We start from the raw sequence: 25955 nt of genomic DNA, 5'->3' as shown, positions 1-25955 counted from the left end.
GGTCTCACTTGTTCAACACCGCCTCGTAGATGTTTCGTGCCGCCGTCGTCACGGCGTAGTTGCCTGAGTTCGTGTCAGTGCCTGCGACCACGACGGTCACCGCCACCTTGGGGTCTTCCGCCGGGGCGAACCCCGTGTACCAAGAGTTCGTGAGGTTGTTGGCGATCTCCGCCGTGCCTGTCTTCGAGGCGATCGAGACCCCTGGGATGGCCGCGTTGGTGGCGGTTCCCGACCTCGTGGTCTCCAGCATCATGTCCCGGATGTCCGCGGCCACGGAGTCAGTCGTGGCCCGCTTGAAGACGGACGGCTTGAACTGGCTCTTGACGCTGAGATCCGGCTGCCGAACGGTCTTGACGAGCTGCGGGTTCATGATCTCGCCGCCGTTCGCGATGGCCATGGCGAGCATGTTGACCTGAAGCGGCGTCGTCTTGACGTTGAACTGTCCGATCGCGGACAGGGCCAGCTGGTCCTTGGACATGTCTGAGGGGAACTGGCTCGCCGTGACCCGCGTGGGGATGGACAGGGAGCTGCCGAAACCGAACGCCTCCGCCTTCTTGGCGATGGTGTCCTGACCGAGGTCCAAGGCGATCTGGGCGTAGGGAGTGTTGCACGAGTGCGCCAGGATCCATGAGAAGGACGGGCGGCTCTCAGAGTTGCAGGCCCCGAGCTGGTAGTTCGGCAGGTAGGTGGTCGTGCCGGGAAGGAGAAGGCGGGACGGGTTGTCCAGCTTCTGATCCTTCGTGTACTTGCCGGACTCGAGGGCGGCGGCGGTGTCCACGATCTTGAAGACAGAGCCCGGTGCCAGGAGGTCCTCGGTGGCCGGGTTGGTGTAGACGGACAGGCCCGGGACGCCGTCGAGGGCCTTCAGGTTGCTCGCCACGGCGCTGCCGCTGTGGACCGCGAGCTGGTTCGGGTCGTAGCTCGGCTTCGCGGCCATGGCGAGGATCGCGCCCGTCTTGGGGTCCGAGACGATGGCCACGGCCTTCTTGTCGTTCGGCAGAGAGTCATAGGCGACCTTCTGCAGCTGCGGGTCGATCGTCAGCTCAACAGAGTTGCCGGCCGGCTCCGAGCCCGAGAGCATCTGGGAGATCTTCGCGTAGAACTGCGAGTCCCCCGTGCCGGTCAGCTCCTCGTTGAGGGCGTCCTCGAGCTGCGAGGACCCGAGCTGGAGCGAGTAGAAGCCCGTGAGGTTGGCGTACATGGCGCCGCCCGGGTACTGCCGCTGGAACTTCCAGTCGTCATCGCTCGGGACAGAGGCCGCGAGCGTCACGCCGTCGGCCGTGATCTGGCCGCGGTCCCGGGAGAACTGGGCCAGGATCGTCCGCGAGTTCCACTGGTTCGCCTGGAGGCTGCCGGCCGCTACGAACTGGACCACAGTCAGGGAGCCGAGGATGAGCGTGAAGAGGAGGATCGCGGCGATCCACGTGTTGCGAATGGCCTGGTTCATGCGGCATCAGCCTCCTGGTCCTGGGATGAGGGCCAGAAGCGCCGCTTGCGGCGGGCGTCCCGGTCCTCGTCAGTCATGGGCCCCGTGATGAGCGGCCGCCGCGCGTTCTCGGAGATGAGAAGGAGGAGGGCGACGATGAGCCAGTTCGCGAGCAGGGACGAGCCACCGGCGGCCATGAACGGCGTCGTCAGGCCCGTCAGCGGGAGGAGGCGCGTCACGCCGCCCGCGATGGTGAAGAACTGGAGAGCCACAACGAAGGAGAGGCCCGCCGCGAGAAGCTTGCCGAAGCCGTCCTTTGTGCCGAGAGCCGCGCGCATGCCGCGTGTGACGAGCAGGACAACGAGCATGACGATGGCCATCGTGCCGATCAGCCCCAGCTCCTCGCCGAAGGCCGTGAGGATCATGTCCGAGTTGGCGTAGGTGACGATGTCCGGACGCCCCTGCCCGAGGCCCTTGCCGAACAGGCCGCCGTTCGCGAAGCCGAAGAGGCCCTGGACGATCTGCTGCGAGCCGCCCTGCGCGTTGTAGAACTCCGGCTGGAACGCGTAAAGCCACGCGTTGATCCGGCGCGTCACGTGGGAGAAGAACGTGTACGCGAGCACGGCGCCCACCGCCACGAGGCCCAGGCCGATGACGATCCACGAGATGCGCCCCGTGGCGATGTAGATCATCGCCATGAACAGGCCGAAGAAGAGGATGGACGAGCCGAGGTCATTCTGCGTGAGGAGCACGCCGATCGAGATGAACCACGCCGCGAGCATGGGCCACATGTCGCGGAAGCGTGGGAACTGGAGCGGCCCCACGCGGCGACCGGCCAGGAGGATCAGGTCACGGTTCGTGGAGAGGTAGCCCGCGAAGAAGATGGCCAGGGTGATCTTCGCGACCTCACCCGGCTGGAACGTGCCGAACCCGACGTTGATCCACAGTCGCGCGCCGTTGATCGGCACGCCGATCGGCTCCGGCAGCAGCGGCAGGGCCAGGAGGACAAGCGAGGCGAACAGGCAGATGTACGTGAACTTCTGCAGGCGCCGGGCATCCTTGAGCACGACGACGAGGGCGATCGCCGCCACCACGGACACCGCCATCCAGGTGAGCTGGCGGCCGGCGTCGTCCCGCCCGTCAAAGGGCAGGTCGAGCCGGTGGATCATCGCGAGGCCCAGGCCGTTGAGGAGGGTCGCGATCGGCAGGATGTAGGGGTCCGCGTACTTGGCGCGCACGCGCAGGACGACATGGAAGATCAGCGGCAGCGCCACGAAGACCGCCTGGCGCACCGCGAAGTCCGGGCTCAGCGTGTCCAGCATGACCATGTCCACGGACCAGTAGGCCCCGATCCCCAGGATCCAGGCCATGATCAAAAGCCCCAGCTCGAGGTTGCGGCGAGGGCGAGGTGTGCTCGTGTAGTCCATCGTCAGTCTCCGCAGATCGTCGTTGTGGGGCCCGGTGCCACAGAGGGGCCGGGCGCGGAGCCGGTCGAGGCGCTGGTCGAGGGCTTGGCGGACGGCTTCGGGCTCGCGGACGCCGAAGGGCTCGGCGTGGCCTTCCCACTGGGGGAGGCGCTCGCGGAGGGGCTGGGGGAGCCCTTTCCGCCCGGGGCGGTGACGGCGGGGAAGCAGTTGTGCGCGCGTGCCATTGAGCGCAGGCTCTCCACGATGGACTCGGCGTGGGCCAAGTCGTTCGCGGGGATGGAGCGGGAGACGTTCTGCCGCGCGTTCTCGGGCAGCACGGCCACGTCAATCGAGGACGTCTCCTGCACGTGAGAGAGGCGCACAGGTCCCAGGCGCTGGGAGACGCCGTTGTAGACGGCGACCTTCCCGTTGTCCTCGCCCACGTAGTAGCGGGTCTGGGTCCACATGTAGCCCAGGGTGCCGACGAGCGCCACGAGGAGCACGAGGACGCCCAGGACGGCGGGGAGCATCCACGGGCGGTTGCGCTCGCGCTTGCGCGCTGAGCCCGCCTCCGGGTGGTCCTCGTCCGCCCCGAGGTGCTTCTCGGAGTCCGCGGGCTCGTCCGTGGCCGCAGGCGCGTCGTCGGCCGCGAGAGCGCGACTCTCAGCCGTGTGCGCGGTGACGACGGGCAGCTGCCCCGTCTCCGTGGCCAGCGCGGCGGCGCCCACGAGGACGTGGGGGCGGCGCTCAAGGTCCTGCCGCAGGAGGGCGGCGCTCGGCGCATCCGCGGCGGCCTCGGAGGGCGCGGGGGACGGGCGGGTCACGGGAGCGGAGGGGTGAGGCTTCTCGGTGCCCTCCTCCCGGACGTCGACGACGGCGACCGTCACGTTGTCAGGCGCACCTCCCTCGAGGGTGCGCCGCACAAGGATGTCCGTGATGGCGTCGAGATCCTCGGTGGAGCGGACGACCTCCTCGATCTCCTCGAGGGACACGACGTCCGTCAGGCCGTCCGAGCAGAGGAGCCAGCGCTCGCCCACGTGGATGTCCAGCGTGGCGAGGTCCACCTCGGGGGACGCGTCAGAGTCCCCGAGGACGCGGGCGATCACGTTGCGGTGGGGGTGGGTCTTGGCCTGCTCGGGGAGGAGGCGGCCCTCGTCCACGAGTCGCTGGACGAACGTGTGGTCCAGGCTCACCTGCTCGAAGACGCCGTCCCGGAGGCGGTAGGCCCGCGAGTCCCCGATGTGGGCGAACTGCAGGCGGTCCCCGTCGATGAGCAGGGCCGTCAGGGTGGTGCCCATGCCGGAGAGCTCGGGGTTCGTCTTGACGATCTCGTTCATGAGGAGATTGGCGTTCTGGATCTCGTCCGCGAGGGACAGCGCGGCGTCCTCCAGGCCGGGCCGGTCCAGGGGCGCGAGGCCCAGCACGGCCGTGGCAGACGCGACGTTGCCGCCGGCGTGCCCGCCCATGCCGTCGCCCAGGACGGCGAGACGGCGGCCCGCGTAGGCGGAGTCGTCGTTTTTCTGCCGGACCTGTCCCACATCGGTCCGGGCCGCGAAGTCAAAGACAAGCTGCAAAGGCTAATTCCTCAGCTCGAAGACGGTCTTGCCGATGCGCAGGGGCGCGCCCGGCTCGACGGGGACGGCCCGAACCAGCGGCTCGGATCCGACGAACGTCCCGTTGGTGGACCCCAGGTCCTCAATGAACCAGCGGCTCCCCTGGGGGAAGAGGCGCGCGTGGCGGCCCGAGGCGTAGTCGTCCGCAAGGACGAGCGTGGCCTCCTGGGCGCGGCCCAGCAGGACTGGCGAGTCCGCGAGATCCAGCACGGTGCCGGACTGCGGGCCCTCCGTCACGACGAGCTTCGACGGGCGCACCCGCGGCGTCTGCCCGCTCTGCGGCGCGGTGCGGGCCGGGGCCGGGGCGGCGGCTGCGGGCGCGACGGCCCGTGCGGACTGGCGCGCCGCCGGGACCGAGCCCGTGCGCCGCGGGCCCTGAACGCCGAGATCTCGGCGCAGCGAACCCACCACCATGGCCACGAACACCCACAGGAGGATGAGGAAGGCGAAGCGGATCGCGGTGATGGTCAGTTCGCTCACGGGGAGGCCTCCAACGAGTCCGGGGAGAAGCGGCTGCTGGGCTGCTGATTGGGGTAGGCCTCGCGCGGCGCCAGGCGGAAGCTCACGCGCGTGGCCGCCATGGTCAGGAGGGACCCGTCCGTCAGCTCCGTCTCCTGCTCCAGCGGGAATCCGTTGAGGTGCGTTCCGTTGGTGGAGCCCAGGTCCCGGGCCCAGTACCCGCCGTCCCGGACGAAGATCTCAAGGTGGCGGCGGGACACGCCGTCATCCGCCACGGTGATGTCTGCGGTGTGCGAGCGGCCGAGGATGACCGAGGCGCCCTCGATCGCATAGCGCTGGCCCTCCACGCCGATGATCCCGAGGAGTGCCGGCGGCTCGGGCTCCAGGAGCCGGGCCGCGGTGGGGCGGGACGTCGCGGGCGAGCCCTGCCGGCCGGGCGCGCTGTGCTGGCTGGGGGCGTGGGGCGCGGCGTGGGCAGGTGCGGCGCTCTGCTGCGGCGCGTGCGCCTGCTCGGCTGCGGACTCAGAGGGCGACGACGGGGCGTAGTCTTCCTCGAACCCGTCCTGCGGGGAGGAGCCGCGCTGCGAGTGGCGCCGCGACGGCGGGGCCTCGGTGGCGAAGAGCTCGGTGCCGTCGTCGTCAATGAAGGCCGGGTCAACCTCAAACTCATGCGGAGGCAGGGACTCATCCCGTAGGAAGGTGACCTGAACATCCGAGGGGAGCGTGTACCCCTGCGTGCGCGCGTGGCGGATGAGGACGTCGCAGAGCTCCTCGGCGAGGGGGCTGCCCCACTCGCGGGCCTTCTCATAGGCCTCGGCGCCGAAGCGGAAGGCGGCCGTGTTGGGGGAGATGGTCCGGTTCTTGCGGGAGACGATCCGCCGGTCAACCGCGTTGCGCAGCGCGCTGGCGAGCTCCACGGGCTGAAGGTCCCCTCCGCGGCCGGCAAACGGCTTGCGGACGGCCTTCTCGATCCTGCGCTCCAGGTTGTCGAGCAGTCCCATGGGACCTCCTTTCATCGTTCGCGCTCAGGCGGGCACGGGCTGGGCCCTCCGGCCGCAGCATAGGGCAATAGAGCGAGCGCGGCTGCCGCGTCCACTGCCGATACTACTGACTGGTGCTGAGGAATGCCTGGTCCAGGGCTGGATCTGGGCCTGAAGGACGAGGGCGGAAAGACCGTTGACCTTGATTGAACGAACGTTGTATGTTTGATCTACTCCTGCCCCTTCCTAGGAGTCGCGGGGGCCTCGAATCCCACCCCCTCGAGGCCCCCGCATTGGCACCCAGGGGCGGGGCCCGCCGCGTGCCGCGAGGTCCGCGGGGCGCATGCGTGCTGTGTGGCGCATGGCTGACGAGGGAGAGGATTGAGTCCTTGGGCAAGAGAACACGCAGTGCGGCCGCGCTCATGGCGGCGCTCCTGGCGCTGGCGGGATGCGGTCAGGCGTCCAGTGATTCGGGCTCGGGGCGGAGCGCTCCGGGGCGGAGCGAGCCCGGGCAGGTGAAGCGGGCCGCGACCCCTGCGCCCCAGGCGTATGAGAAGGCCGAGGCCCTCATGAAGCCCAATGCGATTGCCGAGGCCGCGCGCCAGCGGTTCATCGTGGGCTGCATGCGGGAGGCCGGACAGGCGCCCATGTCCACGCCTGTCCCGGCCCAGAGCCTGCGGTCCCTCATTGAGCTCGTTCCCCTCTCCCTGGACGATGCGAGGGAGCGGGGCTACACGCGAGCGGTGCAGGGCACTGGGGAGAAGCCGGTGAGCGACGCCCAGGCGCGCGCCTACTTCGGTGACGAGTCCGCTGGGCCGGTCACCGCCGCGCTGGTCGGCGCCCCAGGGTCCCTCTTCAAGAACGGCTGTCTGGCAAAGAGCTACGAGGCGGTCTACGGCTCCATTGAAGACGGGCTGGCGGCGCACGAGGGGCCGCACATGCGCGTGCAGGGCGCGGTCCAGCTCGCGCTCCACACGGACCAGTACGAGGTGCTCTCCTCCGAGTGGGTCGCCTGCATGAAGGGCAAGGGTGTGGAGGCGGAGTCCCCTCAGCGCCTCGAGCACGAGGCCATCCACGTGCTCAAGTCGGCCCACAAGGAGATGGCCGTCAAGGACGCGGAGTGCCGTGTGCAGGTGAAGTTCGAAGAGCGGCTCAAGGAGGAGATGGCGGCCGTGCTGACCCCGTTCCTGGAGGAGAACGAGAGCGAGCTGGCAGCCGTCGAGGACATCAAGCGGCGCGGCGAGAGGATCGCCGCCACAGTCAAGTAGGCGTGACGGCGCCTGAACGGGCGCCCCGAGTGCAGGCGGGGGCTCCCCGCCACGTTGTTCAACGGCATCCTGCCGAGATGAGAGGAAACAGAATGGCGAGGAAGACACGCGCTGCTGCAGTGCTCATGGCGGCGCTCGTGGCGCTGGCGGGATGCGGTCAGGCGTCCAGTGATTCGGGCTCTGGGCAGAGTGAGCCTGGCAAGGTCAACCGGGCGGCGACTCCTGCGCCCCAGGCCTACGAGAAGGCTGAGGCCCTCTTGAAACCCAACGAGACCGCCGAAGCCGCACGGCACCGGTTCATCGCGGCGTGTGTGCGGGAGGCAGGCGAGGTCGCCCCACCTGTCAACGAAAGATCGGTGAGTGTGCGCTCCCTCGCCCAATTGACCCCGCTCACCGTAGATGGCGCCCGTTCGGCAGGCTATGCGAAAAAACAGGGCTTGTCGGCTGAGAGTGCTGCAGCTGGAGGGCAGGCCCCCTCGTTCCGCGGTGATGAGTCTGGGGGGACTGTGTCCGCCAGGCTGCTCGGAGGCCGGGGGAGTGTGTTCAAGAATGGGTGCCTGGCCAAAAGCTACGAGGCCGTCTATGGATCAGTGGAGGACGGGATGCGTGTCACGGGCCTCATCGAGAACGCGCTGTTGCAGCCCGTACAGAGCGCCAGGGACACGCAGCAGTACAGGAAGCTCGTCGAGGAGTGGGCCGTGTGCATGAAGGGCAAGGGCATCAACGCGGAGTCTCCGGATCTTCTCGAGCACGAGGCCCTCAATGTTCGCAAGTCCCCTGACAAGGAGACGGCTGTCAAGGATGCCGAGTGCCGTGGGCAGGTGAAGTTCGAGGAGCGGCTCAAGGTGGAGATCGCCGCGGTTCTCACGCCCTTCCTGGAGGAGCACGAGAAAGAGCTTGCGGCCCTGGGCGAGATCAAGCGGCGCGGCGAGCAGAACGCCGCCAAGATCAAGTAAGAACGAGCTCCTGGCATGAAGAAAGCAGTCAAGGTCCTCATTGGGGTCATCCTCGTTGCCGCGCTCACCGTGGGCACGTGGTTCACGGCCCAGTCCGTCCAGTCCCCAGAGCAGCGGCGCGCCCAGGCAGAGGCGCCCCAACGGTCCCGGCTCACCGCCCCCGTGGAGAAGGGCCTCCTCGAGGACTCGGTCAACCTGACGTGCACGGCGGGCTACCTCCGGCAGCTGCCGGTGGAGCTCAAGGGCGAGGAGAAGATCGTCACCCGGGTCTTCGTCAAGCAGGGCACCACAGTGCGCTCGGGCAAGGGGCTGGCGGAGGTCCAGGGGCAGCCCGTCGTCGCGCTCGCGGGTTCCTTCCCCTTCTACCGGGACATCACGCCCAAGACGGCCGGGCCTGACGTGGACCAGCTTCGGAGCGCCCTGGCCGGCCTCGGCTACCTCGCGGTGACCGGCTACGAGCGGGGGACGGCCGCGGGCAAGCCCGTGATGGAGGCCCTGGCCCTCCTGCTGCGGGACCTCGGATACCCCACGATTGACGTCGCCGACGGCGCTCCCGCCGGGCTGTTCGTCGTCGTCCCCGAAGAAGGGGGCACTGTCCTGACCGCGCAGGCGGAACCCGGCCCCGCGCAAAAGCCGCTCCTCAGCCTGGGCATTGGGGAGAAGCGCTGGCTCTGCGTGGGCGGAGACGGGCAGCTGCCGCACGGGGTTGAGGCAGGGCAGAAGGCCACGCTGTCCACCTCTCCCGGGAAGAAGGTGACGGTGGGCGTTGAACGGAAGGTCACGGGCGACGACGCGGCCGCCGCAGGAGCACCCGGCGCGCCAGGCGGACACGGTGCGGAGGGCGGACCCGCCGGGACGAAGCCCGGTGCGCAGGGCGCGGGGCAGGAGAGCTCGGACAAGGGAGCTCTTGTGGCAGTCGTGTCCAGGGACGCCAAGGAGAAGGAGACCCGCGCCAACCTCAACGTGGTGGTCAACGCGGGGCCCAAGGACTCGCTGATTGTGCCGGCGAGCGCGCTGTGGACCAAGGACGGGAAGACGCTCGTGCGCGTGGTGCAGGGGGACCCCTCGGACCAGAACGCGGCCGTGAGGGATGTTGAGGTGACGCCGGGGCTTGCGCTGGGGGGGCGGACCGTGATCACGCCCGCCGCGGGGCAGAAGCTGGCCGCCGGTGACGCGGTGCTGGTGGAGGATGCTGAGCGGCGGGGCGAGGGCGGAGCCGGCCGGTGAGCGGTTCAACGGCGCTCGCGGCCGGGGGCCTCGCGCGGCGTGCCCGGCAAGAGGGGCGCCCAGGGGTTGGTCCGATCCTGGAGGCGCGCGGGCTGATCAAGGCCTTCGGGCCGGCGGGGGACGAGCAGACCGTGGTCAACGCCGTCGACCTGACGCTGTACCCCGGTGAGATGGTGGCGCTGCTCGGCGCGTCCGGGTCCGGGAAGTCCACGCTGCTCAACATGCTGGGGCTGCTCCTCGCGCCGGACGAGGGCGAGCTTGAGATCCGGGGCCAGCGCATGGACAGGCTCGGGCCGGGGCGCAGGTCCGCGGCCCGGCTGGCCCACGTCTCTCACGTCTTCCAGGCGTTTCACCTCATTGAGCACAAGACCGTGTTCGAGAACGTGGAGCTGCCGCTCATCCACGCGCGGCGGTCCCGCGAGGAGCGCAAGCGGAGGGTCGAAGACGCGCTCGCGGAACTTGGGCTCGAGCACCGCTCCGCCGCGTTTCCCGCGACGCTCTCCGGCGGCGAGAAGCAGCGCGTGGCCATCGCCCGCGCGCTCGTGACCCGGCCGGATGTCCTCCTCTGCGACGAGCCGACCGGCTCTCTCGACAGCGCGCGCAGCGTCGAGGTCATCGACCTGCTCCGGGATGTGACCCGGGAGGACTCCGTCACGGTGATCGTCACCCACGACGAGTCCGTGGCGGCCAAGTGTGACCGCGTGCTGCGGGTGCTCGACGGGCAGATCGTCGAGGAACAGGCAGCGCTCGGCGGGGGTGGGGAGCGTGAGGCCAAGACTCGGCCTGGTGACGAGGCGGCGGCGTATGCAAGTGCCGACGCAGGTGCGCCGACCGAAGAGCTAGGGCGCAGACGGGGCGCGCGGTGGGGATGGGTGGCCTGGACGCAGGCCTGGAACGCGTTCGCGGGCCGGCTCCGGCGCAACCTCTACACCCTCCTCGGTGTGGCGCTCGGCGTCTCGGCGCTCGTGCTCTCTGTGGGATTCGCGGAGACCGCCGGAGCGCAGATCTCCAGTGCGTTTGACGCCTACAAGGCCGACCGCGTCGAGGTCATGCGCATGGCCGCCGGCCAGCCCGAGAAACTCACTGCCGCTCAGGCGAAGGCATGGCGCGACCACGTGGCCGCAAGCCGCTACCGGAGCATCGACGGGGTCCGGGCCGGCGGCACGGTCCACCGCCTCACCGAAGGCAGGGACGTCTTCCTGGCCCGAGGCTCCGGAGCTCCGGCCGAACCCGTTCCCGTGGACGGCGTGGGGCCGGAGGGTCTTGAGGCCCTCGGCGTGGTGGCCGAACAGGGCCGCCTCTTCGATGAGGGGCACGTTCGCCGCGGCGACCACGTGGCGGTGGTGACCGAGGTCCTCCTCAATCGCCTGAAGCGGCAGTGGGAGCCCGGGATGGTGCTGACCGTCGGGGATCAGCAGGTGAGCGTCATCGGCGTGGCCAAGGACTTCGGCGACGGGCGCGGGCGCCACGCCGATGTCTATCTGCCCATCGGCGTGCCCCTGGCGGATTCGGGTGGGGAGAGTACCGGGCCGGCCAGCGTTGTCGTGGTGGTCCGGCCCGGGGCGGCCGACGTCGTCGCCTCCCAACTGCCCCTGGCGCTTGACCCCGCGCGGCCCGAAACGCTCTCCGCAGCCACCCCGCCCGAGATCAAGAGCCTCAGGCAGGCCGTGGACCAGCAGCAGCAGATTCTGCTCGTGGGGATGTCCGCCCTGACGCTGTTCATTGCGGGTATTGGCATCATGAACACGTTCATCGTGGCCGTCATGGAGCGGCGGCGGGAGATTGGCATCCGCATGGCCCTGGGGGCGCCGCCGCGCGCCATCGGCGCGCAGTTCTGCTGGGAGGCGGTGCTGACCGCGCTGGGCGGCTCCGTCATTGGCATCCTGTTCTCCGTCAACGCGCTGTTCCTCGTGGCGGCGTTCCACGGGTGGACGCCGGTTCTCGGGGCGACGACGGTCCTGCTTGGGCTCGGCGCCGGCCTCCTCGTGGGGACTTGCGCGGGGATTGTGCCCGCCGTGAGGGCATCCCGCGTGCAGCCGGTGGAGAGCCTCCAGCAGGGGTGAGACCGGGGTGGAGCGGGGCCCGGACCTCACGGCGATTTCGCGGCCGGGCCCCGCATGCGCTAGAATGATCTAGCTATGTGCGCGCCTGCGGTGCGCAGATGCACGCGCGAATGGCGGAATTGGTAGACGCGCTGGCTTCAGGTGCCAGTGCCCGCAAGGGCGTGGGGGTTCAAGTCCCCCTTCGCGCACAGATGGGTGCAGATCGAAACTTTTCGGTTCTGCGCTCGAAACTCTCCCGGTCACTGTGGTGGCCGGGATTTTTTCGTTTGCGGGTGGGGATTGGGACTCGAGGATTGCGGGTTAGCGGCCAAAAAGTGTGTTTTTCTCGGGCGTGTCATGGCCGTCCTGCCCACCCTCGCTGGGTTCCGTTCCCGTCCTCCCAGCTGAACCCGGTGCCCCACAGCTCGGGCCCGATCACGTCCTCGACCCCCGCGATGGTGTCCTCCCGGGCCTGGTAGTGCTCAGGGCGGATGAGCTCGCTTGCTGGTCGAGTGTCCACGCTCAAGGACCGGAAATACCAGGCCGCCGCCACGGGGGCCCGGTGCCTGGGGATCCCGCGATGCAGTCGGAAGAGTTCCTTGAGCCCGGCATTGACCCCACCCTCGAGCGGGCTTGTCGTACGCGGCAGCACTTCCCCGGGCCTGGCTTGTTCCAACCAGGTGAAGAGATGCCCGGCTTTGCGAACGCGTTCCAGGGTGAAATACGCCCGCCGAAGACGCTGATGCGTGTACCACCACGCCGCGCTCACAGGCACGCTCGAGGGCCTCACCAGGCCAGCACGGGCGTACGTGCGCTCCGTCAGAAGCGCCCGCCAGGCCCCATGCCACGCGGCCAACGAAGCCTCCCACGAGGCCGCCTGGTCCAGGGAGGAGACCTTCGGCAACGCCCGGGCCAGCGACCGCAGTTGCCGCCCTGCCTGTAGCACGGGCCGACGAGTGAGATGCTCATCCACCCGGTGAAGCAGATGAAAGAGACACCGTTGAACCCGGGTGGCGGGCCACAGCTCGCCGATCACGGTCAGAGCCGCGGCGTTCCCGTCGACGATGACGATCTCCGGGGCCGGGATCATCTCCAGCAGCGCGGCCCAGGACGCGCGCTTCTCCCGGTCGCAGAACTGCCACGCCACGACATGCTCACCGGTGTAGGCCACGAGCGCGCACCAGGTGTTGAAGTACGTCCCATCCAGCATCAGCACCCGGTGGACTTCCCCGGTCAGTACTGGTTCCGGGGCCACGTTCCAGCACCAGGCATGTTGGCGGCGGAATGTGCGAGCGGGCCCGTGCTCGCCCTGGGTCGTACGTCCAAGGAGCCAGTCCTCGAAGCGGTGGATCTGGTGGGCCCGTGTCAGGTCATCCCGGCGGGCTGGGGTGGTGGACGCTCCGCAGGATGAGCATCGGTAGCGCGGGCGTCCTGCGCTGGTCGTGCCGTTCTTGATCAGGGGCTGGGCGCATACACCACAACGGGGCCGATTCGCGGGAAGGGGCATTCATCATGCTTGCAGAGTAAGTCAACGGGCGTATAGCCCTACTGCCGACTGGGAAGCAGGCCCCTGCCACACACACTTTTTGGCCGCTAACCCAGGATTGCGGGTTAGCGGGGTTAGCGGCCAAAAAGTGTGTTTTTCTCGGGCGTGTCATGGCCATCCTGACCCGCTCAGCTTGCCTGGTCACTCGATGCGGGAAGGTGGCCCCGCCCCGCGAGCTAAGCCAGGTGCCACTCCTTCACGCCCGACCCGCACCTGTACACCAGGGCACGTGCCACTGCTTCCAGGATCGTCTCCGTGAACCTGGGCGGACGCCAGCAGCGTGTCCACTCCATCCCGGCTTTAACACCCCGAAGCGCTTGCACACGGCCAACATCCGCATGATTCCCGGGGCGACAAGGAGAACCCCTCGCGAAAGCCCGGAACACGTGGGGCGAGCTCCGGGCGCATGTGAGGAGCACGCCCCGAAAGCCCGGAACGAGCGGAGACCCACCACAGGCCAGCAGGCGAGGTGCTCATCCACACGGCTGACCTAACCGGCGGGCACGGGCGAATCCATCGCGCCGCGCCGTTCTTGATCAGGGGCTTGGCGCATACACCACAACGGGGCCGATTCGCGGGAAGGGGCATTCATCATGGTTGCAGAGTAAGTTAACGGGCGTATAGCCCTACTGCCAACTGGGAAGCAGGCCCCTGCCACACACACTTTTTGGCCGCTAACCCGTGCTTTCCGTGTGCAGGTTGATATGTGCCGACGGCAGATCTTCTGAATATCCCTCATCGAAGTCAAATGAAGCGACCGGGGACGATTCCCCCTCCGCTCGAATGAGGAAACGACTCTTCATGACTTTCAAGAATCCGCTTCTTCGGCCCATTTCCAGCTCATAGGAAAGTTCAAGGTCGAGAACGTGTTCGCCCTTTACCCTCAGTGGGATGCCCCCGGAATCGCTCACGGGTTGAATGATCGCACGTCCTTTGCCCTCGACGTAGAACATTTCGAGAAGCGGTTCCGACTCCCCGAAGACGGCGGAGAGAGTTGTGTTTAGCTCCTCCGCGAAGCTTCTAGCGGAGTCTGCGAGTGCTGACACGTGAAAAGGTCACTCGTGCAACAGGAACTCAAACCTGCGGACGCGCTCCAGGGCGCGAAGCTGGTCAAGCGTCAGCTCGTCCTTGTCGTTGAGTTTCTCTAGTTCGTCTCGCGAAAGGCCGACGGATGCTAGCGTGGCCCGGATTCGATCACCAACGGTTCGAGTGGTTGCGCTTTCTACAAGAATCGTACTCATCATCATCCCCTCTTCAGCGCGCCCGCCTGTGGATAAGTCCCGCCCGCCGACGCGTTGCAGTCCCTAGTGTAGTACAGCTGGGCAAGGGGTGGCGCCCTCCTATTTTGGCATGATTACGCGGTTCTTGGCGGGCCTCATCGAGTGCGCAGCGGTCGCAGTGAGCGGCGTGCCGTCGGGGCCAAGGACATCGCCGCCCTGTGGATAACGACTTGGCGTGGGCCCTTCCCAACGGGCGGTATTTCACCGCTAGGGGCAAGGGGTCATGGCCTGGTAGGCGCGCCTCAGGGATGACGGAGCGGGCTGGTCCATGGTTTGGAGGGCCAGACGGGCCGCGATGTAGCCGGCCATCCCGTGCACGCCTGGCCCGGGCGGCGTGGCCGCCGAGCAGAGGTACCAGCCCGGCCTGGGCAGCGTCCACGGGGAGGCGGCGAACCGGGCAGGCCAGGACAGGAGCGAGTGAACCGGCAGCCTCAACCGCGTGCTGGAGGAAAGGACTGAGCGCCAGGACTTGCGCAAACCGCGGTCGAGGCCCGGTCCGCCGGCTGGACCGAGCGAGGCTGCCCCGGTCGACTCCCCGGCCCTCGCCTTGCGCAGGGAACCCCCGGTGAGCATTTGAAGGCCCCGCGTGGCGCCCGTAGCGATATCGCCGCCGACGTAGTTGAGGTTGTATTCGCTGAGCTGCTCAGCCGTCGTCGTCCGCACGTCAAGGACGGTTGCCGAAAAGCCCGGCGCGAAACGCTCGATCTCTCGCGTGATGATCTCCGCGGGATTCTCGCGCGAGCCGAAGGGGACGTGCGCGTATGCCCAGACGGTATGGAGGCCCGCTGGGGCGCGGGATGAGTCGAAGAGTGAGGGCTGTGAAACGAGGACTACGGGGTGCTCGGCGGGGCGGCCGGAATTGATGGCTCGTTCGGCGGCCGAAACGTCGGACCATGTGCCGCCCAAGTGGACGGTGCCGGCCTGGCGCATGGCGGGGTCGGACCACGGGATGGGGGCGTTCGTGACGAAATCGGCCTTCGCGGCGCCGGGGCCGTATCTCCGCGGAGGCGCGGGGGTGTCGGGGCGGGCGGCGAGATGTGCCGTGGTGGCATCGGTGTCCCACAAGACGAGGTCGGCAGAGAGGATCTCCGGCGGGAGCGCCCCGGGGTCCACTCGGCGGTTGCACTCGATGGTGCCACCGAGCGATTCGAGGGTGCGGACGAGGAAGTCCACGATGGCCTGCGAGCCACCGCGCGGGATGGGCCACCCCGCGAGGAGGCCGGTCCCGCCGAGCAGCGCCGCGGTTCCCAGTGCGAGCGGGGTGTGCGGCGGGAGCATTGCGTGGGCGCCGACGCCGGCGAGGGACGCGGCGAATCGGGTGAGTGGGTCAGGACGGCGCCGGTGTGGAGGGGACTCGTGGGTGAGAGGCGGGGCGGGAGCTGGCCCGTGGGCGTGAGACGGCGGGGGCGTGGGTTCGTCAGTGCCCGGCGGCCCGGGTTCGGGCCGCGCGGGGGAATGCCCGTGGGCCCAGGGGCGCGGCGGCCTCACGAATTCGACGTTCCGGGCGAGGCCGATGCTTCGGAAAAACGGCGAGATGAGGGCCAATGGGTGCACAGCGGAGCATTGGTCGTGGAGGGTGCCGAAACGCTCATTGCGGAAAGAGCGCATCCCGCCGCCTGGTGTCGCCGCGGCTTCAAGCACCCGCGCGGTGACACCCGCCCTGGCCAGGGTGATCGCGGCGGCCAGCCCGTTGGGACCCGAGCCCACAACAACGGCGCTCGCGTCAACGCGTGCCGGCGTCACACTCCGCGCAGAGGGGCTCATGCGACTTAGTATGGCACCACGACGGGCGGCATCGGCCACGAGTCACGTGTGGTGCTGCGGAGGACCATTATGACGAGGCCCTGCTGCCAGATTCACGAACCACGCAGAAACGGGAGCAGCATGGACATCGGCGGAGTAGCCGTCAACGTGGTTGGGCTGGTCCTTGTCTCGGCGGTCTTTCTCTCGGTGGCAGGGGCCGCCAAGGCGGGCACCCTGCCGCCCAATGGCGCGGTGGGCATCCGGACCCGCGCCACGAAGGCGAACGACGCCGCCTGGTACGCCGGGCACATCGCCGGGGCACCCGTCCTCAAACTTGGGGGAGCAGGGGGCCTCGTGCTGGCTGTTGTGGCGGCGGCCGTCCTCATCATTGCCCGCGCCAGCACGCCCGCGCTGGTCATCTCCCTCGCAGGCTATGCCGCCATCCTGGCCGCCGCGATCATCTCGGCGGTGAAGGCCAACGCGGCGGCGCGCCCTCTTGCGGGCGGTGGCCCGGGAGGGCGGCCCTCGTCGTCGTCCTCCTGAATCCCCCCGTTCCACGGCGATTTTGGCACGTTTGGAGGCCCAAAAACGTGCGAAAACCGCCCCGGAACGGGAGGATGAGGGCGCCCCGGAACGGGAGGGAGGGAGGCGCTAGCGGCCCCGTGCCACCGGGTTCCGCAGCATCCCCGCCTTGGCGAGACCGCCGTTCTGGTCCTCAAGATCCAGCATGTGCCGGGTGTTGCGCAGCTGGAGGCGGTTGAGGCAGGACAGCTCGAACTCAGGCGCGAAGAGGCCGAGCCACTCCGAGCCCGGGTGCCGCGCCTCGTACGCGGCGAGCACCCGCCGGACCTCTGCCCAGAACCCGTCCTCAGCGAGAAGGCCGTCCTCGGCGAGGATTGGCGCGAGGAAGCGGAAGAAGCAGTCGAAGACATCGGTGAAGACGCTGAGGCACACGTCCGAGGAGGGCGTCGGGGCGTAGATGCGGTCCACGCCCTCGGGGAGCTCGGGGGTGGGCGGGCTGGCCGAGTCGCCGTCCGGGGGCGTGAGGACCGCGATCTCCTCGCCGATGTCCTTCATGAAAACGCGCTCCACGAGGCCGCCCCGTAGGCAGAGGATGACATTTTCCCCGTGAGGCATAAACGCGAGACGGTGCGCGGCGAGGCAGTGGACCACGGGGACGAGGTATGCCTCGAGGTAGGCCGCGAGCCACGCCTGCGCCCCGACGCCCGAGCGTGCGATGAGCCGGGACACGAAGGAAACGCCCTGGGCATCGCGGTGGAGGAGGGAGGCCATGGTGGCGAGCTCCTGGCCCTCGCCCGTCTGTGCCACGGGGGACTCCCGCCACAGCCCGGACAGCATCTTCCGGTACGGCGAGCCCTTGACGGACGCCTCCGTGTAGAGCGGAGAGCGGTACCCCACGGCGCAGACCTCGCGGATCAGGCCTACTCGGGTGCGGCCCAGCTCCGCGTCCCCGGCGAAGAGGCCTGCGAGCCACTCGTTGATGGCCGGGGTGTCCCGCATGTATTCGGCGGACAGGCCCCGCATGAATCCCATGTTGACCACAGAGAGGGCCGTTTTTGCATAGAACCTTTCGGGGGCCGAAACGTTGAAGAAGGTCCGGAGGGACTGCTGGGGCCGGAACAGATCCTCGCTTTCCCCGAGAATGACGATGTCCCCAGCCGCGACCTCCGCCGCGAAGGACTGGAGGATCTTGTGATCCGCCTGCCATGGGTGCGCCGGGAGGAGGACGTACTGCTCCGGGTCCAGGCCGCGCTCGCGGAGGCGGGAATCGAACGCCTCGAGCTCCCGGGCGGAGAACTGCGAGGCGCGAAGGGCCTCGTACTCAAACCCGGGAACGCAGGAGAAATGCGCGTTCCGGCGGGAGACCGCCAGCCACACGAGCCGGATATCCTCCCCGGACTCGGGCGCCCACGCCGCGAGGTCCCGCGCGCCCATCCCATGCCGGCCGCTGTTGGCGATGAAGCACGGGTGCCCCTCCGTCATGGCTGACTCGACCTGCTGGAAGGCCTCGGCCCGCCCGAGCCTCCGCCCGAACGCGTCCGTGCCCTCCGCCAGCTGCTCCGAGCTGGGCCCCACGTGCTGGATCTTCGCGGCGATCGAGGCCAGGGTCGCCTGAATCTCCTCCAGGTACAGCGGGGTGAGCTCGTCCGTCAGCGGCAGGCGGGAGCGCAGCCCCAGGACGATCCGCCCCGTATTCGGGGCCTCCGCTCTCGCTTCCCCGGCTTCCCCTTCTTCCGCTTCGGTTCCGGGGCGGGTCTCGCACGTTTTCCGGCTGGTTTTGGGTTCAAACTCGCCGCGGAACGGGCTTGGGCTGGGGGCTTGGGCTGGGGTCGCGCCGGGGGTGGGAGTTGGGTGCGGGGTGGGGGTGTCGGAGCGGACGACGACGATGCTGCGCGGCTCCACCACCCAGTGCTCCAGGAGGTGGCGGGTGGCGGTGAAGAGAACGCGCGAGCCGTCATCCAACGTGATCCCGTACCGGCGCGGGGCGGGCGTGCGGGGAGCGGGGCCGGTCGGTTCGGCGGCGCTCGCGGAAGGGATGGCAGGCTCGGCCGCGGTGACATTCGCCGGGGCCTTGCCCCCGCACGCCGCGGGGCTGGGCGCGGCGGCCGCGTCGTCGTCATCCACGAGCTCCGGCAGGATGAGGCGCTCATGCGCGAACTCCGCGAGCAGCTTGGCGGTGAGCCGCCGCTCAGCCTGCTCGAAGATCTCGGGGCGGAGGTGAGAGCCGACGGGGCGGAACGTCCATCGCTCCACCGTGCTGAGGAGCGCGCGCTTGGGCGGCTGGCCGGGGCCCTCGTTGAGCTCGGCCTCGCGGAGAACCCGGAATCCGGCCCGTGCGTTGAGCCGGTGGACGGCCTCGTTGCGGACGTCGGGCTCGACGACCACGCGCCGGGCCCCGTAGCGCCCGAAGCACTCGGCGAGGACGCGCCGCATGGCCGCAAGGGAGTAGCCGGGGATCGGTTCCGCGGAGGGCGGGGCGAGGAAGAGGTGCATGCCGACGTCGCCGCGCCGCAGCTCGGGCAGGCCCGCGAGCGGCGAGGTGGCGGGGTCATAGATCTCGGCGAGGAACGCCGGTTCGCCCGTGGCCGAGTCCAGGCCGAGGAGGCAGTCGTGGCCCGGGCGGGCGGCGAGGCGCTCGTACTCGGCCCGAACGTCCGCGACGCTCGCCGACCCCATGCCCCAGAAGCGTCCGCGCGGCTCCGTGAACCAGCGGTGCAGGATCGGGGCGTCGGCGGCTGGGTCCACGGGGCGCAGCCGGAACGCGGGCCCGGCGGTGGGGGAGAGGGCGGCATAGGACTGGGTGGCGGGCTGCGGGGTGGGATTCATCGTGTTCACCGCGCACCTCCCGCCACGCCGAAGGTCTGGAACCCGATGCGCTCGGGCACGGGGTATGGCGCGGGCCTGCCCTGTTCCGCGAGGATCCGCCGCAGAATGACCGAGCTCCTGTATGCGCCCATCCCCAGGTCCGGTGCGGTGAATCCGTGCGTGTGCAGCTCGGCGTTGTGGACAAATACCTCGCCGGGCTCGCGGGACACGCCGTACTCGCGGTCGACGTCGAACCGGCCGTCCGGCAGCCGCGTGATCCGATCCTCGACGCCTGCGAGGAAGTCCGTGCCGCGCGCACGGTACCCGGTGGCGAGAACCACGGCGTCCGCCCGGATCTCGCCGAGCTCTCCCGTCTCGGTGTGCCGGAAGCGCAACGTGGCCCCGTTGGCCCCGTTGGCCCCGTTGGCCCCGTTGGCCCCGTTGGCCCCGTTGGCCCCCTCGTCACCGGGCGTTCCGGCCTCTCCGGCGACGTCCGCCGAGACCAGCTCGCAGTTCGTCATGAGTTCAACCCCGAGCGCCCCGTCGTCGAGCTCTTGCCGGGAGAGGTCCACGCTCTGGGCGTACAGCTCGTCGTAGATCGCGTTGATGAGGTCCCCGTTGATCCCCTTGTAGAGGTTGTGCTGCGAGGCGACAAGCGCGTCCCGTTCACCCTGCGGCAGGCGCCGGAAGTGGTCAATGTACTCCGGGCTCGTCATCTCGAGCGTGAGCTTGGTGTACTCGAGCGGGAAGAACCTCGGCGACCGCGTGACCCACGTCAGCCGGCCGCCCCGCCTCCACTTGCGCGCCGTGAGGAGGTCCTGGAAGACCTCCGCTGCGGACTGCCCTGAGCCCACGACGACGACGTCCTGCCCCGCGAGGATCGCCTCGCGCGAGGGAAGGTAGTCCGCCGTATGGTGCCCCGTCCCCGCGTGGACAAGGCCATGTGCCGCATCAGGAATATGCGGCTCCGTCCCAACTCCGAGGCTGATGTGCTTCGCCCGCACCGTCTCCTCCCGGCCGTCGCGGTGGACGAGCCGGGCGGTGTAGTGCTCGCCGTCGTGCCCGATCTCCCGGGCCTCAACGCCGAACTGAACCGAATCGAGGCGCTCGATGGCCCACCGGCAGTACGCCGTGTATTCCGCGCGGAGAATGGAGAAGCTCTCCCGGATGTAGAACGGGTAGAGCCGCCCCGTCTCCCGGAGGAAGTTGAGGAAGCTGAAGCGGCTCGTGGGGTCCGCGAGGGTCACGAAGTCCGCCATGAAGGGCACCTGGAGGTGGGTGCCGTGGAGCATCATGCCGGGGTGCCAGTCGAAGGAGTCGGCGCGGTCTACGAACCGGGTGGTCAGCGGAAGCGGCTCGGCGAGGGCCGCCAGACCGAGGTTGAAGGGGCCGACCCCGATGCCGAGGATGTCGAGGACGCCTTGGGGCATGCCGGCCTCCGGTGCGAGGGACTGCGGTGCGTGGGTCTGTGACGCGTGGGTCATGGTTAGGCCTCCGTGGTGATGAGGTGGTCTGCGGGGTTGTGGGCGCCGGCGTCGCGGACGTCGGCGCGGCGCGCGGAGAGGGCCGCCCGGCCCGCGTCTGCGACGAGGTCGAGGATCCGGGACACGCCGCCCTGTGTCATGGCGGGGTTGAGGAGCGTGAGCTTCAAGTGCGGGACGCCGTCGACCGTGGTGCTCGCGACGTTCGCCTCGCCGCGGGCCAGGACGCGCCGGCGGGTCTCGGCCACGAGGCGCCCGGCCTCGTCGGCGTCGATCCCCTCCGGCCGGTACTGGAAGACGAGCGTGGACAACTGGACGGGCGCGCGCAGAGCCATGTCGCCGCGTTCGGTGAGGACCCGCTCGGCCTCGCGTGCCAGGTCAACAACCCCCTCGACAAGCTCGCCGATCCCCTCCCGCCCCAGGACCCGCAGCGTGGTCCACAGCTTGAGCGCATCGAAACGCCGCGTGGTCTGGAGGGACTTGTGGACTTGATTGGGGGACTCCGCGTCGGAGACGCTCGCGGGGTTGAGGTAGTCCGAGTGGTGCCGAATGAGATCGAGGTCCGCGGCCCGCCGCACCACGATTGCCGAGCAGGCCACCGGCTGGAACCACGTCTTGTGGAAGTCGAGCGTCACGGAGTCCGCGCCCTCGATGCCTTCGAGCAGCGGGGCCAGGCGGCTGGAGGCGAGCAGGCCGCCCCCGTACGCGGCGTCGACGTGGAACCATGCGCCGTGCTCGCGGGCCGCGCGTGCCATGCGGGGCAGGGGGTCGATGGCCCCGAAGTCGGTCGTGCCCGCGGTGGCCACGACGGCCATAGGCCTCAGGCCTCGCCTCCGGTCCGCCCGGAGCCGGGCCTCCAGGGCTGCGGGGTCCAGCCGGCGGTCCTCCCCGGTGGGGATGGCGACGACGGCGGCCCGCCCCAGTCCCAGCAGGTCTGCGGCGTTGGCGATGGAGAAGTGAGAGTCCGCGCTCGTGTAGATCCGCAGCCCGAGAAGCCGTTCCGGCATGGGGAGCGCGGCGGCGTCCGGGTCGAGGCGCGCCTGGGCCGCAAGCGCGCGCCCCCTGGCCAGGAGCATGGCCTGGAGGTTGGACTGGGTGCCACCGGACGTGAAGACGCCGTCCGCCCCGGACTCCCAGCCGATGAGGCCGGCGGTCCAGCGGATGAGGCGGCGCTCGATCATCGTGGCCCCACCGGACTGGTCCCATGTGTCCATGGAGGTGTTGACGCCCGCGATGACGGCCTCGGCTGCGAGCGCAGGGAGGGCGACGGGACAGTTCAGGTGCATCGCGTAGCCCGGGTGGTGGAACCAGACGGCATCCTTCAGGTAGATGCGCTCCAGCTCGGCGAGGCTCGTGCGGAGGTCAACGGGGCGGTCCAGGTCAACCGCGTCGACGAGCGCGGCGACCTCCTCCGGGCGGGCGCCTGTGGACGGGCGGTCGGCACTGCGCACCGCGTCTGCCACGACACCGTGCGCCAGGCCGACGCTCTGGAGGTACCGGGTGGTGTTCTCCTCGTTGAGGAGCTGGCCGAGGGGGCTGGGCGCCTCGCCTGGGTCCGTCAAGGCCGCCAGCGTGTTCACTTGGCCACCTCCAGCGCGAGTCCGAGCGCGGCGGCCGCGTCGTCGTTCACTTCCAAGAAGGCGAGGCGCGCGGTCTTCCCCGCGCCCTCAAGCCAGACCTCATCCCCCAGGCGGAAGCCGGCCGCCGTGAGGCGGGCGAGCGCGCGGTGATTGCGAGCATCAGGCTCCGCGACGATCCGCCGCGCTCCCGTCGCCCGCAGGACGGCCGGGGCCAGGGCTGCCAGAACAGTGGACGTGAGCGAGACTCTCCCGGGGGCGGCAGGCCCCGCCCCGTCCGGCAGCCGCGGCCCCATCATGAAGTGGACCCCAAGGTCGCCGTCGCGGACCTCGAAGGTCGTGCCCACCTCGTCGTGCCGTGGATCGTAGGTCTGGAAGACGGCGATCATCGCCCCGTCCAGGCACACCGCGTACGCGTGATGGGTCTCCGACTCGTCGAGCCAGTCGTAGATCCCGCGGATCTCCTCCAGGGTCTGCTCACTCATGCCCCAGAACTGGGCCCGTTCGTCGCGGGTCCAGGCGTGGACGATCTCCGCGTCCTTGGTGGGGTCGAGGGGCCGGAGGGTGAATCCTCCTCCCAGGTCTGTCGTCTCGCTCAGATGCTCGTGCACGGTGTCGCCTTTCACTGGTGGGATCGGGGTGTGTCTTGCGGCGGGGGAGGGGACGACGCCGGGCGCGGGGCTGACCCCGAACGTCCGGCCTTCGGCCCAGGCGGAAGCCTGGTCGGAAGCATGAGGGGAGGACAGGGACCCCGCGGCGCCCCACGGGACAACCCAGCGGGAGGAGTCCGGGTCCCCCACGACCCACGTGACGCGGGCGGAGGGCGCTCGGAGGGACGCGTCGGAGTGCCCGGGGGAGGAGCTCGCCGCGAGCACGCACCCGCCGTCCCCGCCGGTGCCGATCGGGGCGGGAATGAGCCCGCGGGGCGCGGGCTCCAGGGCGGACGGGAGGGTCGCGAGGGGGATTGCGCAATGGGATTCGCCCCACGGGCGGGCGGGGCCGACGGCGGCGGCTCGCCGGGCCGCCTCGAGGGCAAGGTGCCCGAGGTCCAGGCCGAACCGCGGCGCGTGGCGGATGACGGTCGGGAGGGCATAGCCGATCCGAGAGGCCGGGTCGAGCCACGGGGCGAAGAGCGGGGAAAGGCCCGAGTCCTCGCCGAGCGGGGCCAGCATGGGCTCGGCTGCGATGAGCCTGATGAGCTCGTGTCGCCACGCGGAGACCTCGGAGGCGGTGCGAGAGTGCGCGTCGAACCGCCCGTCCCAGGCGGCGATCCGTGCCAGGAGCGCCCGGGCCTGGTCATCAGGGCCGGTTTCGGCCGCGTCGGGGGCGGGCGGCGGGGAGCACGACGACGGGGCCGCGGGGCCTGGCCCCGCCGAGTCCGCGGCCGCAGCCAGATCGAGGGCGGCCGCCGCGCACTGGCGCACGACACTGCGCGTTTCGCGATCGAGCGTGTCGAGCGCGACCCGGGATGCGTCTTCCGCTCGGATCGGCCCCGACTCTGCGAGGGCGTCGAGCAGCTCGCGGATGCGCTCCGCGCGCTGGGGCGAGCACGACGCGAACCCGAGACGCCGCTCGCTCTGCTTGTGCTCGTTCGCGTCCACCCACAGGCCCTCCAGTCGAGAGACGGGGCGCTCTTCCCACATGCCGCCGCCCGGCATCTCCGCCGCGGTCGGCCCGCCCGCACGGGGTCCAGGCGGGCGGGCCCCGTCGTCGTTCTTTCGGGGGACAGCGGGGGAGGAGGGGCCGCCGCGAGGATCTGGCGGCTGGGGCCCAATGGCCCACAAGCGCGACTCCTCGGGGAGGCGCGGGACACGTCCGGCTGTGAAGCTCAGCGCGTTCCCCGACACGTCCGCGGCGATGACCCGGTTGACGGGATCGGTCCAGGAGGCGAAGGCGGCGGCGACGTCCTCAGCGCTCGCGGCTCGCAAGAGGGCCAGGCTTGTGCCCAGGCCGCCGTCCCCGTGGACCATCGGTGACCATGCGAGGTGCAGGGGCCCGTCCGCATCCCTGGCGGCCTCGGGAAACGGGGACCCGGGGTGCGCTCCCGTTTCCGGACGCCCCGGCCCGCGGATGAGGGGCTGATTGTCGGCCATCGCGTTGGTGACCACCCAGGCGGCGCTCGCGGTCTGGCCGAAGTGGGGCACGCCCGGGAACCCCGGAAATGCGAGGCCGTCTGCTCGGATCCCGGGACCCCGGAGGCGGACCTGGTGATAGGGGCCCGGCCACTCAAGGAGCCTGTGCGGGTCCGCGCAGAGCAGGGGGCGGCCGTCGGCTGTGAGACGGCCCGGGACAAGCCAGGCGTTGCTCCCGGACGATCGCGGCGGGTCCGCGAGCAGGAGCGGCGCCAGGTCTGGGCCGACCGTGCGCCGCGCATGCTCCCGCCAGAGTGTCTCGGGGAAGGCGCCCATCAGGAGGTGGGCCAGGAGCATGAACCCGACGGGCGTCCAGGGCTCCCAGTGAGGCGCCGCGTCTTCCAACCCGGCCGTCAGGGCTATGCGGTCCTGTGCCAGTGCGGCGGGCAGAGCCCCGTTGACCCCGTCCGCGTAGGCCGCAGCAAAGTCCTGGGCGTGCGGGGCGGCGCGGTCGAAGCACCGGCGGGCGAGGCCCGGGAGATCCACGGCGGACACGAGGCGGTCCAGCTCGGCGTGGCCCTTGCCGAGCCGGGCGGCGGATTCTCCAGCCAGGCGCCACCCGTCCACCGCCAGCTGCCAGGCCCGGTCCTCTGCGGTGGCCCGCCCCTGGAGGCGGGCGAGGCCAGAGGGGGTCGGGGCCGTCAGGGTGGGGATGCCCTGGGCGCATCGTTCGATGGTTCCGCTCACGGTTCTCCACAGGTTAGGCTTACCTCAGTCCTCGATTACGATAGGACATAGTTTCGTAATAGGGAACTCGAAGAGGAGAAACCGATGGCCGTTCGCCTGGAGCGCCTCGTCATGAAGGCGATGGGCTCAAAACAGACCACTCTCCGCGTGCTTGCCGCCGAGGCCGTCACGCCGGGCTTCCGCCGCGTGCATGTCAACTGCGGGCCGCTCCTGGCGGAAGAGGGCATCCACCCCACCATGTGGCTGCGTTTGTGGTTCGACGACGGCGGCCGCCCGCACCAGCGGGCCTTCACCCTCGTGGACCCCGACCCTGCCTCGGGGAACGCGTGGCTGGAGTTCGCCCTCCACGAGGGGATCGCCTCGGACTGGGCCCGCGCAGCCGCGCCCGGGCAGACGATCGAGGCCAGCCTCCTCGGCAGCCGGTACGACTGGGACGGCGAGGGCCCCGCAGAGGGCACCCCGTGGGAGCGGACCCTGGTGGTGGGGGACATGGCCGCCCTCCCCGCGATCAACTCCCTCCTGGACCACCTGGGCGACGCCCCCGCGGACATCGTTCTCGAGCAGGCGCGGGAGGACGACGCCGACGTGCCCGTCCGCCTCCGCCCCTCCCATTCCCTCGTCCGCTGCTCGCCGGGCGGGCCGCGGGTTGAAGAGGAGGTGGCTCGCCTCGTCAGGCCACAGGGGCAGCGGGTATGGGTCGCCCTCGAGGCAGCCCGCACACGGGCTCTCGTCAAGGCTCTCCGACACGAGCACGGCGTTCCCAAGACAGCCGTCTCCGCTCTCGGTTACTGGAAGGGGGCCTAGG

18 protein-coding genes, 1 tRNA gene and 1 pseudogene are annotated in these 25955 nt (G+C 69.9%); 7 read left to right on the top strand and 13 right to left on the bottom strand.

Going from position 1 to position 25955, the window contains the following annotated elements; genetic code table 11:
- Positions 1–4 precede the first annotated feature (4 nt).
- Genes J2S35_RS05015 through J2S35_RS04995 form a run of 5 tightly spaced genes read right to left on the bottom strand, consistent with a single transcriptional unit; the run spans position 5 to position 5905 of the window.
- Positions 5–1447 (bottom strand): penicillin-binding transpeptidase domain-containing protein, encoded by a 1443-nt coding sequence (locus J2S35_RS05015; protein WP_309850504.1) that lies wholly within the window; start codon positions 1445–1447, stop codon positions 5–7.
- Entirely contained in the window at positions 1444–2853 is a 1410-nt protein-coding gene (locus J2S35_RS05010) for an FtsW/RodA/SpoVE family cell cycle protein (protein ID WP_309850503.1), read from the bottom strand. Before J2S35_RS05010 ends, J2S35_RS05015 begins: the two co-directional genes overlap by 4 nt.
- 2 nt (positions 2854–2855) lie before the next feature.
- Entirely contained in the window at positions 2856–4406 is a 1551-nt protein-coding gene (locus J2S35_RS05005) for a PP2C family protein-serine/threonine phosphatase (RefSeq protein ID WP_309850500.1), read from the bottom strand.
- Between the two features lie 3 nt (positions 4407–4409).
- Positions 4410–4925, bottom strand: coding sequence for an FHA domain-containing protein FhaB/FipA (locus J2S35_RS05000; protein ID WP_309850497.1), 516 nt, complete (start codon positions 4923–4925; stop codon positions 4410–4412).
- Positions 4922–5905, bottom strand: a complete 984-nt coding sequence (locus J2S35_RS04995) for a DUF3662 and FHA domain-containing protein (protein WP_309850493.1) — start codon at positions 5903–5905, stop codon at positions 4922–4924. Before J2S35_RS04995 ends, J2S35_RS05000 begins: the two co-directional genes overlap by 4 nt.
- Positions 5906–6273: 368 nt before the next feature.
- Between J2S35_RS04995 and J2S35_RS04990 the strand changes: the two genes are divergently transcribed.
- The 5 genes from J2S35_RS04990 (at position 6274) to J2S35_RS04970 (ending at position 11586) form a co-directional block, all read left to right on the top strand.
- Positions 6274–7152 (top strand): hypothetical protein, encoded by an 879-nt coding sequence (locus tag J2S35_RS04990; protein WP_309850490.1) that lies wholly within the window; start codon positions 6274–6276, stop codon positions 7150–7152.
- A gap of 539 nt (positions 7153–7691) precedes the next feature.
- Complete coding sequence (locus tag J2S35_RS04985) at positions 7692–8108, top strand: hypothetical protein (protein ID WP_309850487.1); 417 nt, start codon at positions 7692–7694, stop codon at positions 8106–8108.
- A 15-nt stretch (positions 8109–8123) separates the two neighbouring features.
- Positions 8124–9335, top strand: coding sequence for an efflux RND transporter periplasmic adaptor subunit (locus J2S35_RS04980; RefSeq protein WP_309850484.1), 1212 nt, complete (start codon positions 8124–8126; stop codon positions 9333–9335).
- Positions 9332–11398 (top strand): ABC transporter ATP-binding protein/permease, encoded by a 2067-nt coding sequence (locus tag J2S35_RS04975; protein ID WP_309850482.1) that lies wholly within the window; start codon positions 9332–9334, stop codon positions 11396–11398. Before J2S35_RS04980 ends, J2S35_RS04975 begins: the two co-directional genes overlap by 4 nt.
- 104 nt (positions 11399–11502) lie before the next feature.
- A tRNA-Leu gene (locus tag J2S35_RS04970) sits at positions 11503–11586 on the top strand.
- 146 nt (positions 11587–11732) lie between these two features.
- Here J2S35_RS04970 and J2S35_RS04965 read toward each other — a convergent pair.
- From J2S35_RS04965 to J2S35_RS04950, 4 genes and pseudogenes are all read right to left on the bottom strand, one after another.
- Positions 11733–12884, bottom strand: a complete 1152-nt coding sequence (locus J2S35_RS04965) for an IS1249 family transposase (RefSeq protein ID WP_309850197.1) — start codon at positions 12882–12884, stop codon at positions 11733–11735.
- 713 nt (positions 12885–13597) lie between these two features.
- Positions 13598–13969, bottom strand: coding sequence for a hypothetical protein (locus J2S35_RS04960; RefSeq protein WP_309850479.1), 372 nt, complete (start codon positions 13967–13969; stop codon positions 13598–13600).
- A 441-nt stretch (positions 13970–14410) separates the two neighbouring features.
- Complete coding sequence (locus J2S35_RS04955; protein ID WP_309853138.1) at positions 14411–15481, bottom strand: phytoene desaturase family protein; 1071 nt, start codon at positions 15479–15481, stop codon at positions 14411–14413.
- A 300-nt stretch (positions 15482–15781) separates the two neighbouring features.
- Positions 15782–15967 (bottom strand): annotated as a pseudogene (locus tag J2S35_RS04950) (NAD(P)-binding protein); the annotation flags it as partial.
- A gap of 120 nt (positions 15968–16087) precedes the next feature.
- Here J2S35_RS04950 and J2S35_RS04945 point away from each other — a divergent pair.
- A complete protein-coding gene (locus J2S35_RS04945; RefSeq protein WP_309850476.1) occupies positions 16088–16489 on the top strand; it encodes an SdpI family protein in 402 nt (133 codons plus the stop codon).
- Between the two features lie 108 nt (positions 16490–16597).
- On the opposite strand, the gene J2S35_RS04940 is transcribed toward J2S35_RS04945, so the two are convergent.
- From J2S35_RS04940 to J2S35_RS04925, 4 genes are read right to left on the bottom strand one after another with little or no spacing between them, the layout of a single operon-like run.
- Complete coding sequence (locus J2S35_RS04940) at positions 16598–19294, bottom strand: GNAT family N-acetyltransferase (protein ID WP_309853046.1); 2697 nt, start codon at positions 19292–19294, stop codon at positions 16598–16600.
- Positions 19295–19299: 5 nt separating this feature from the next.
- Positions 19300–20757, bottom strand: coding sequence for a lysine N(6)-hydroxylase/L-ornithine N(5)-oxygenase family protein (locus J2S35_RS04935; RefSeq protein WP_309850473.1), 1458 nt, complete (start codon positions 20755–20757; stop codon positions 19300–19302).
- 2 nt (positions 20758–20759) lie between these two features.
- On the bottom strand, positions 20760–22334 hold the full coding sequence (locus tag J2S35_RS04930) for a pyridoxal phosphate-dependent decarboxylase family protein (RefSeq protein WP_309850470.1): 1575 nt from the start codon (positions 22332–22334) through the stop codon (positions 20760–20762).
- Positions 22331–25150, bottom strand: a complete 2820-nt coding sequence (locus J2S35_RS04925; RefSeq protein WP_309850468.1) for a GNAT family N-acetyltransferase — start codon at positions 25148–25150, stop codon at positions 22331–22333. Before J2S35_RS04925 ends, J2S35_RS04930 begins: the two co-directional genes overlap by 4 nt.
- 84 nt (positions 25151–25234) lie before the next feature.
- Here J2S35_RS04925 and J2S35_RS04920 point away from each other — a divergent pair, with 84 nt between their 5' ends.
- Positions 25235–25954 carry a siderophore-interacting protein gene (locus tag J2S35_RS04920; RefSeq protein WP_309850465.1) on the top strand — a complete coding sequence of 240 codons (720 nt, stop codon included), beginning with the start codon at positions 25235–25237 and terminating at the stop codon, positions 25952–25954.
- Position 25955 lies beyond the last annotated feature (1 nt).

Source organism: Falsarthrobacter nasiphocae (genome assembly GCF_031456275.1).
In the GTDB taxonomy this organism is placed as follows: Bacteria; Actinomycetota; Actinomycetes; order Actinomycetales; family Micrococcaceae; genus Falsarthrobacter; species Falsarthrobacter nasiphocae.
The sequence above is the reverse complement of the archived record's forward strand: the minus strand, read 5'-3'. Positions and strand labels throughout refer to the sequence as shown.

Bases quoted from the DNA above. Each gene is read 5' to 3' on its own strand.
- J2S35_RS05015 (WP_309850504.1), bottom strand. From the start codon at position 1,447: ATGAACCAGGCCATTCGCAACACGTGGATCGCCGCGATCCTCCTCTTC.
- J2S35_RS05010 (WP_309850503.1), bottom strand. From the start codon at position 2,853: ATGGACTACACGAGCACACCTCGCCCTCGCCGCAACCTCGAGCTGGGG.
- J2S35_RS04995 (WP_309850493.1), bottom strand. From the start codon at position 5,905: ATGGGACTGCTCGACAACCTGGAGCGCAGGATCGAGAAGGCCGTCCGC.
- J2S35_RS04980 (WP_309850484.1), top strand. From the start codon at position 8,124: ATGAAGAAAGCAGTCAAGGTCCTCATTGGGGTCATCCTCGTTGCCGCG.
- J2S35_RS04965 (WP_309850197.1), bottom strand. From the start codon at position 12,884: ATGCCCCTTCCCGCGAATCGGCCCCGTTGTGGTGTATGCGCCCAGCCC.
- J2S35_RS04955 (WP_309853138.1), bottom strand. From the start codon at position 15,481: ATGCTCCCGCCGCACACCCCGCTCGCACTGGGAACCGCGGCGCTGCTC.
- J2S35_RS04945 (WP_309850476.1), top strand. From the start codon at position 16,088: ATGGACATCGGCGGAGTAGCCGTCAACGTGGTTGGGCTGGTCCTTGTC.
- J2S35_RS04940 (WP_309853046.1), bottom strand. From the start codon at position 19,294: ATGAATCCCACCCCGCAGCCCGCCACCCAGTCCTATGCCGCCCTCTCC.
- J2S35_RS04935 (WP_309850473.1), bottom strand. From the start codon at position 20,757: ATGACCCACGCGTCACAGACCCACGCACCGCAGTCCCTCGCACCGGAG.
- J2S35_RS04920 (WP_309850465.1), top strand. From the start codon at position 25,235: ATGGCCGTTCGCCTGGAGCGCCTCGTCATGAAGGCGATGGGCTCAAAA.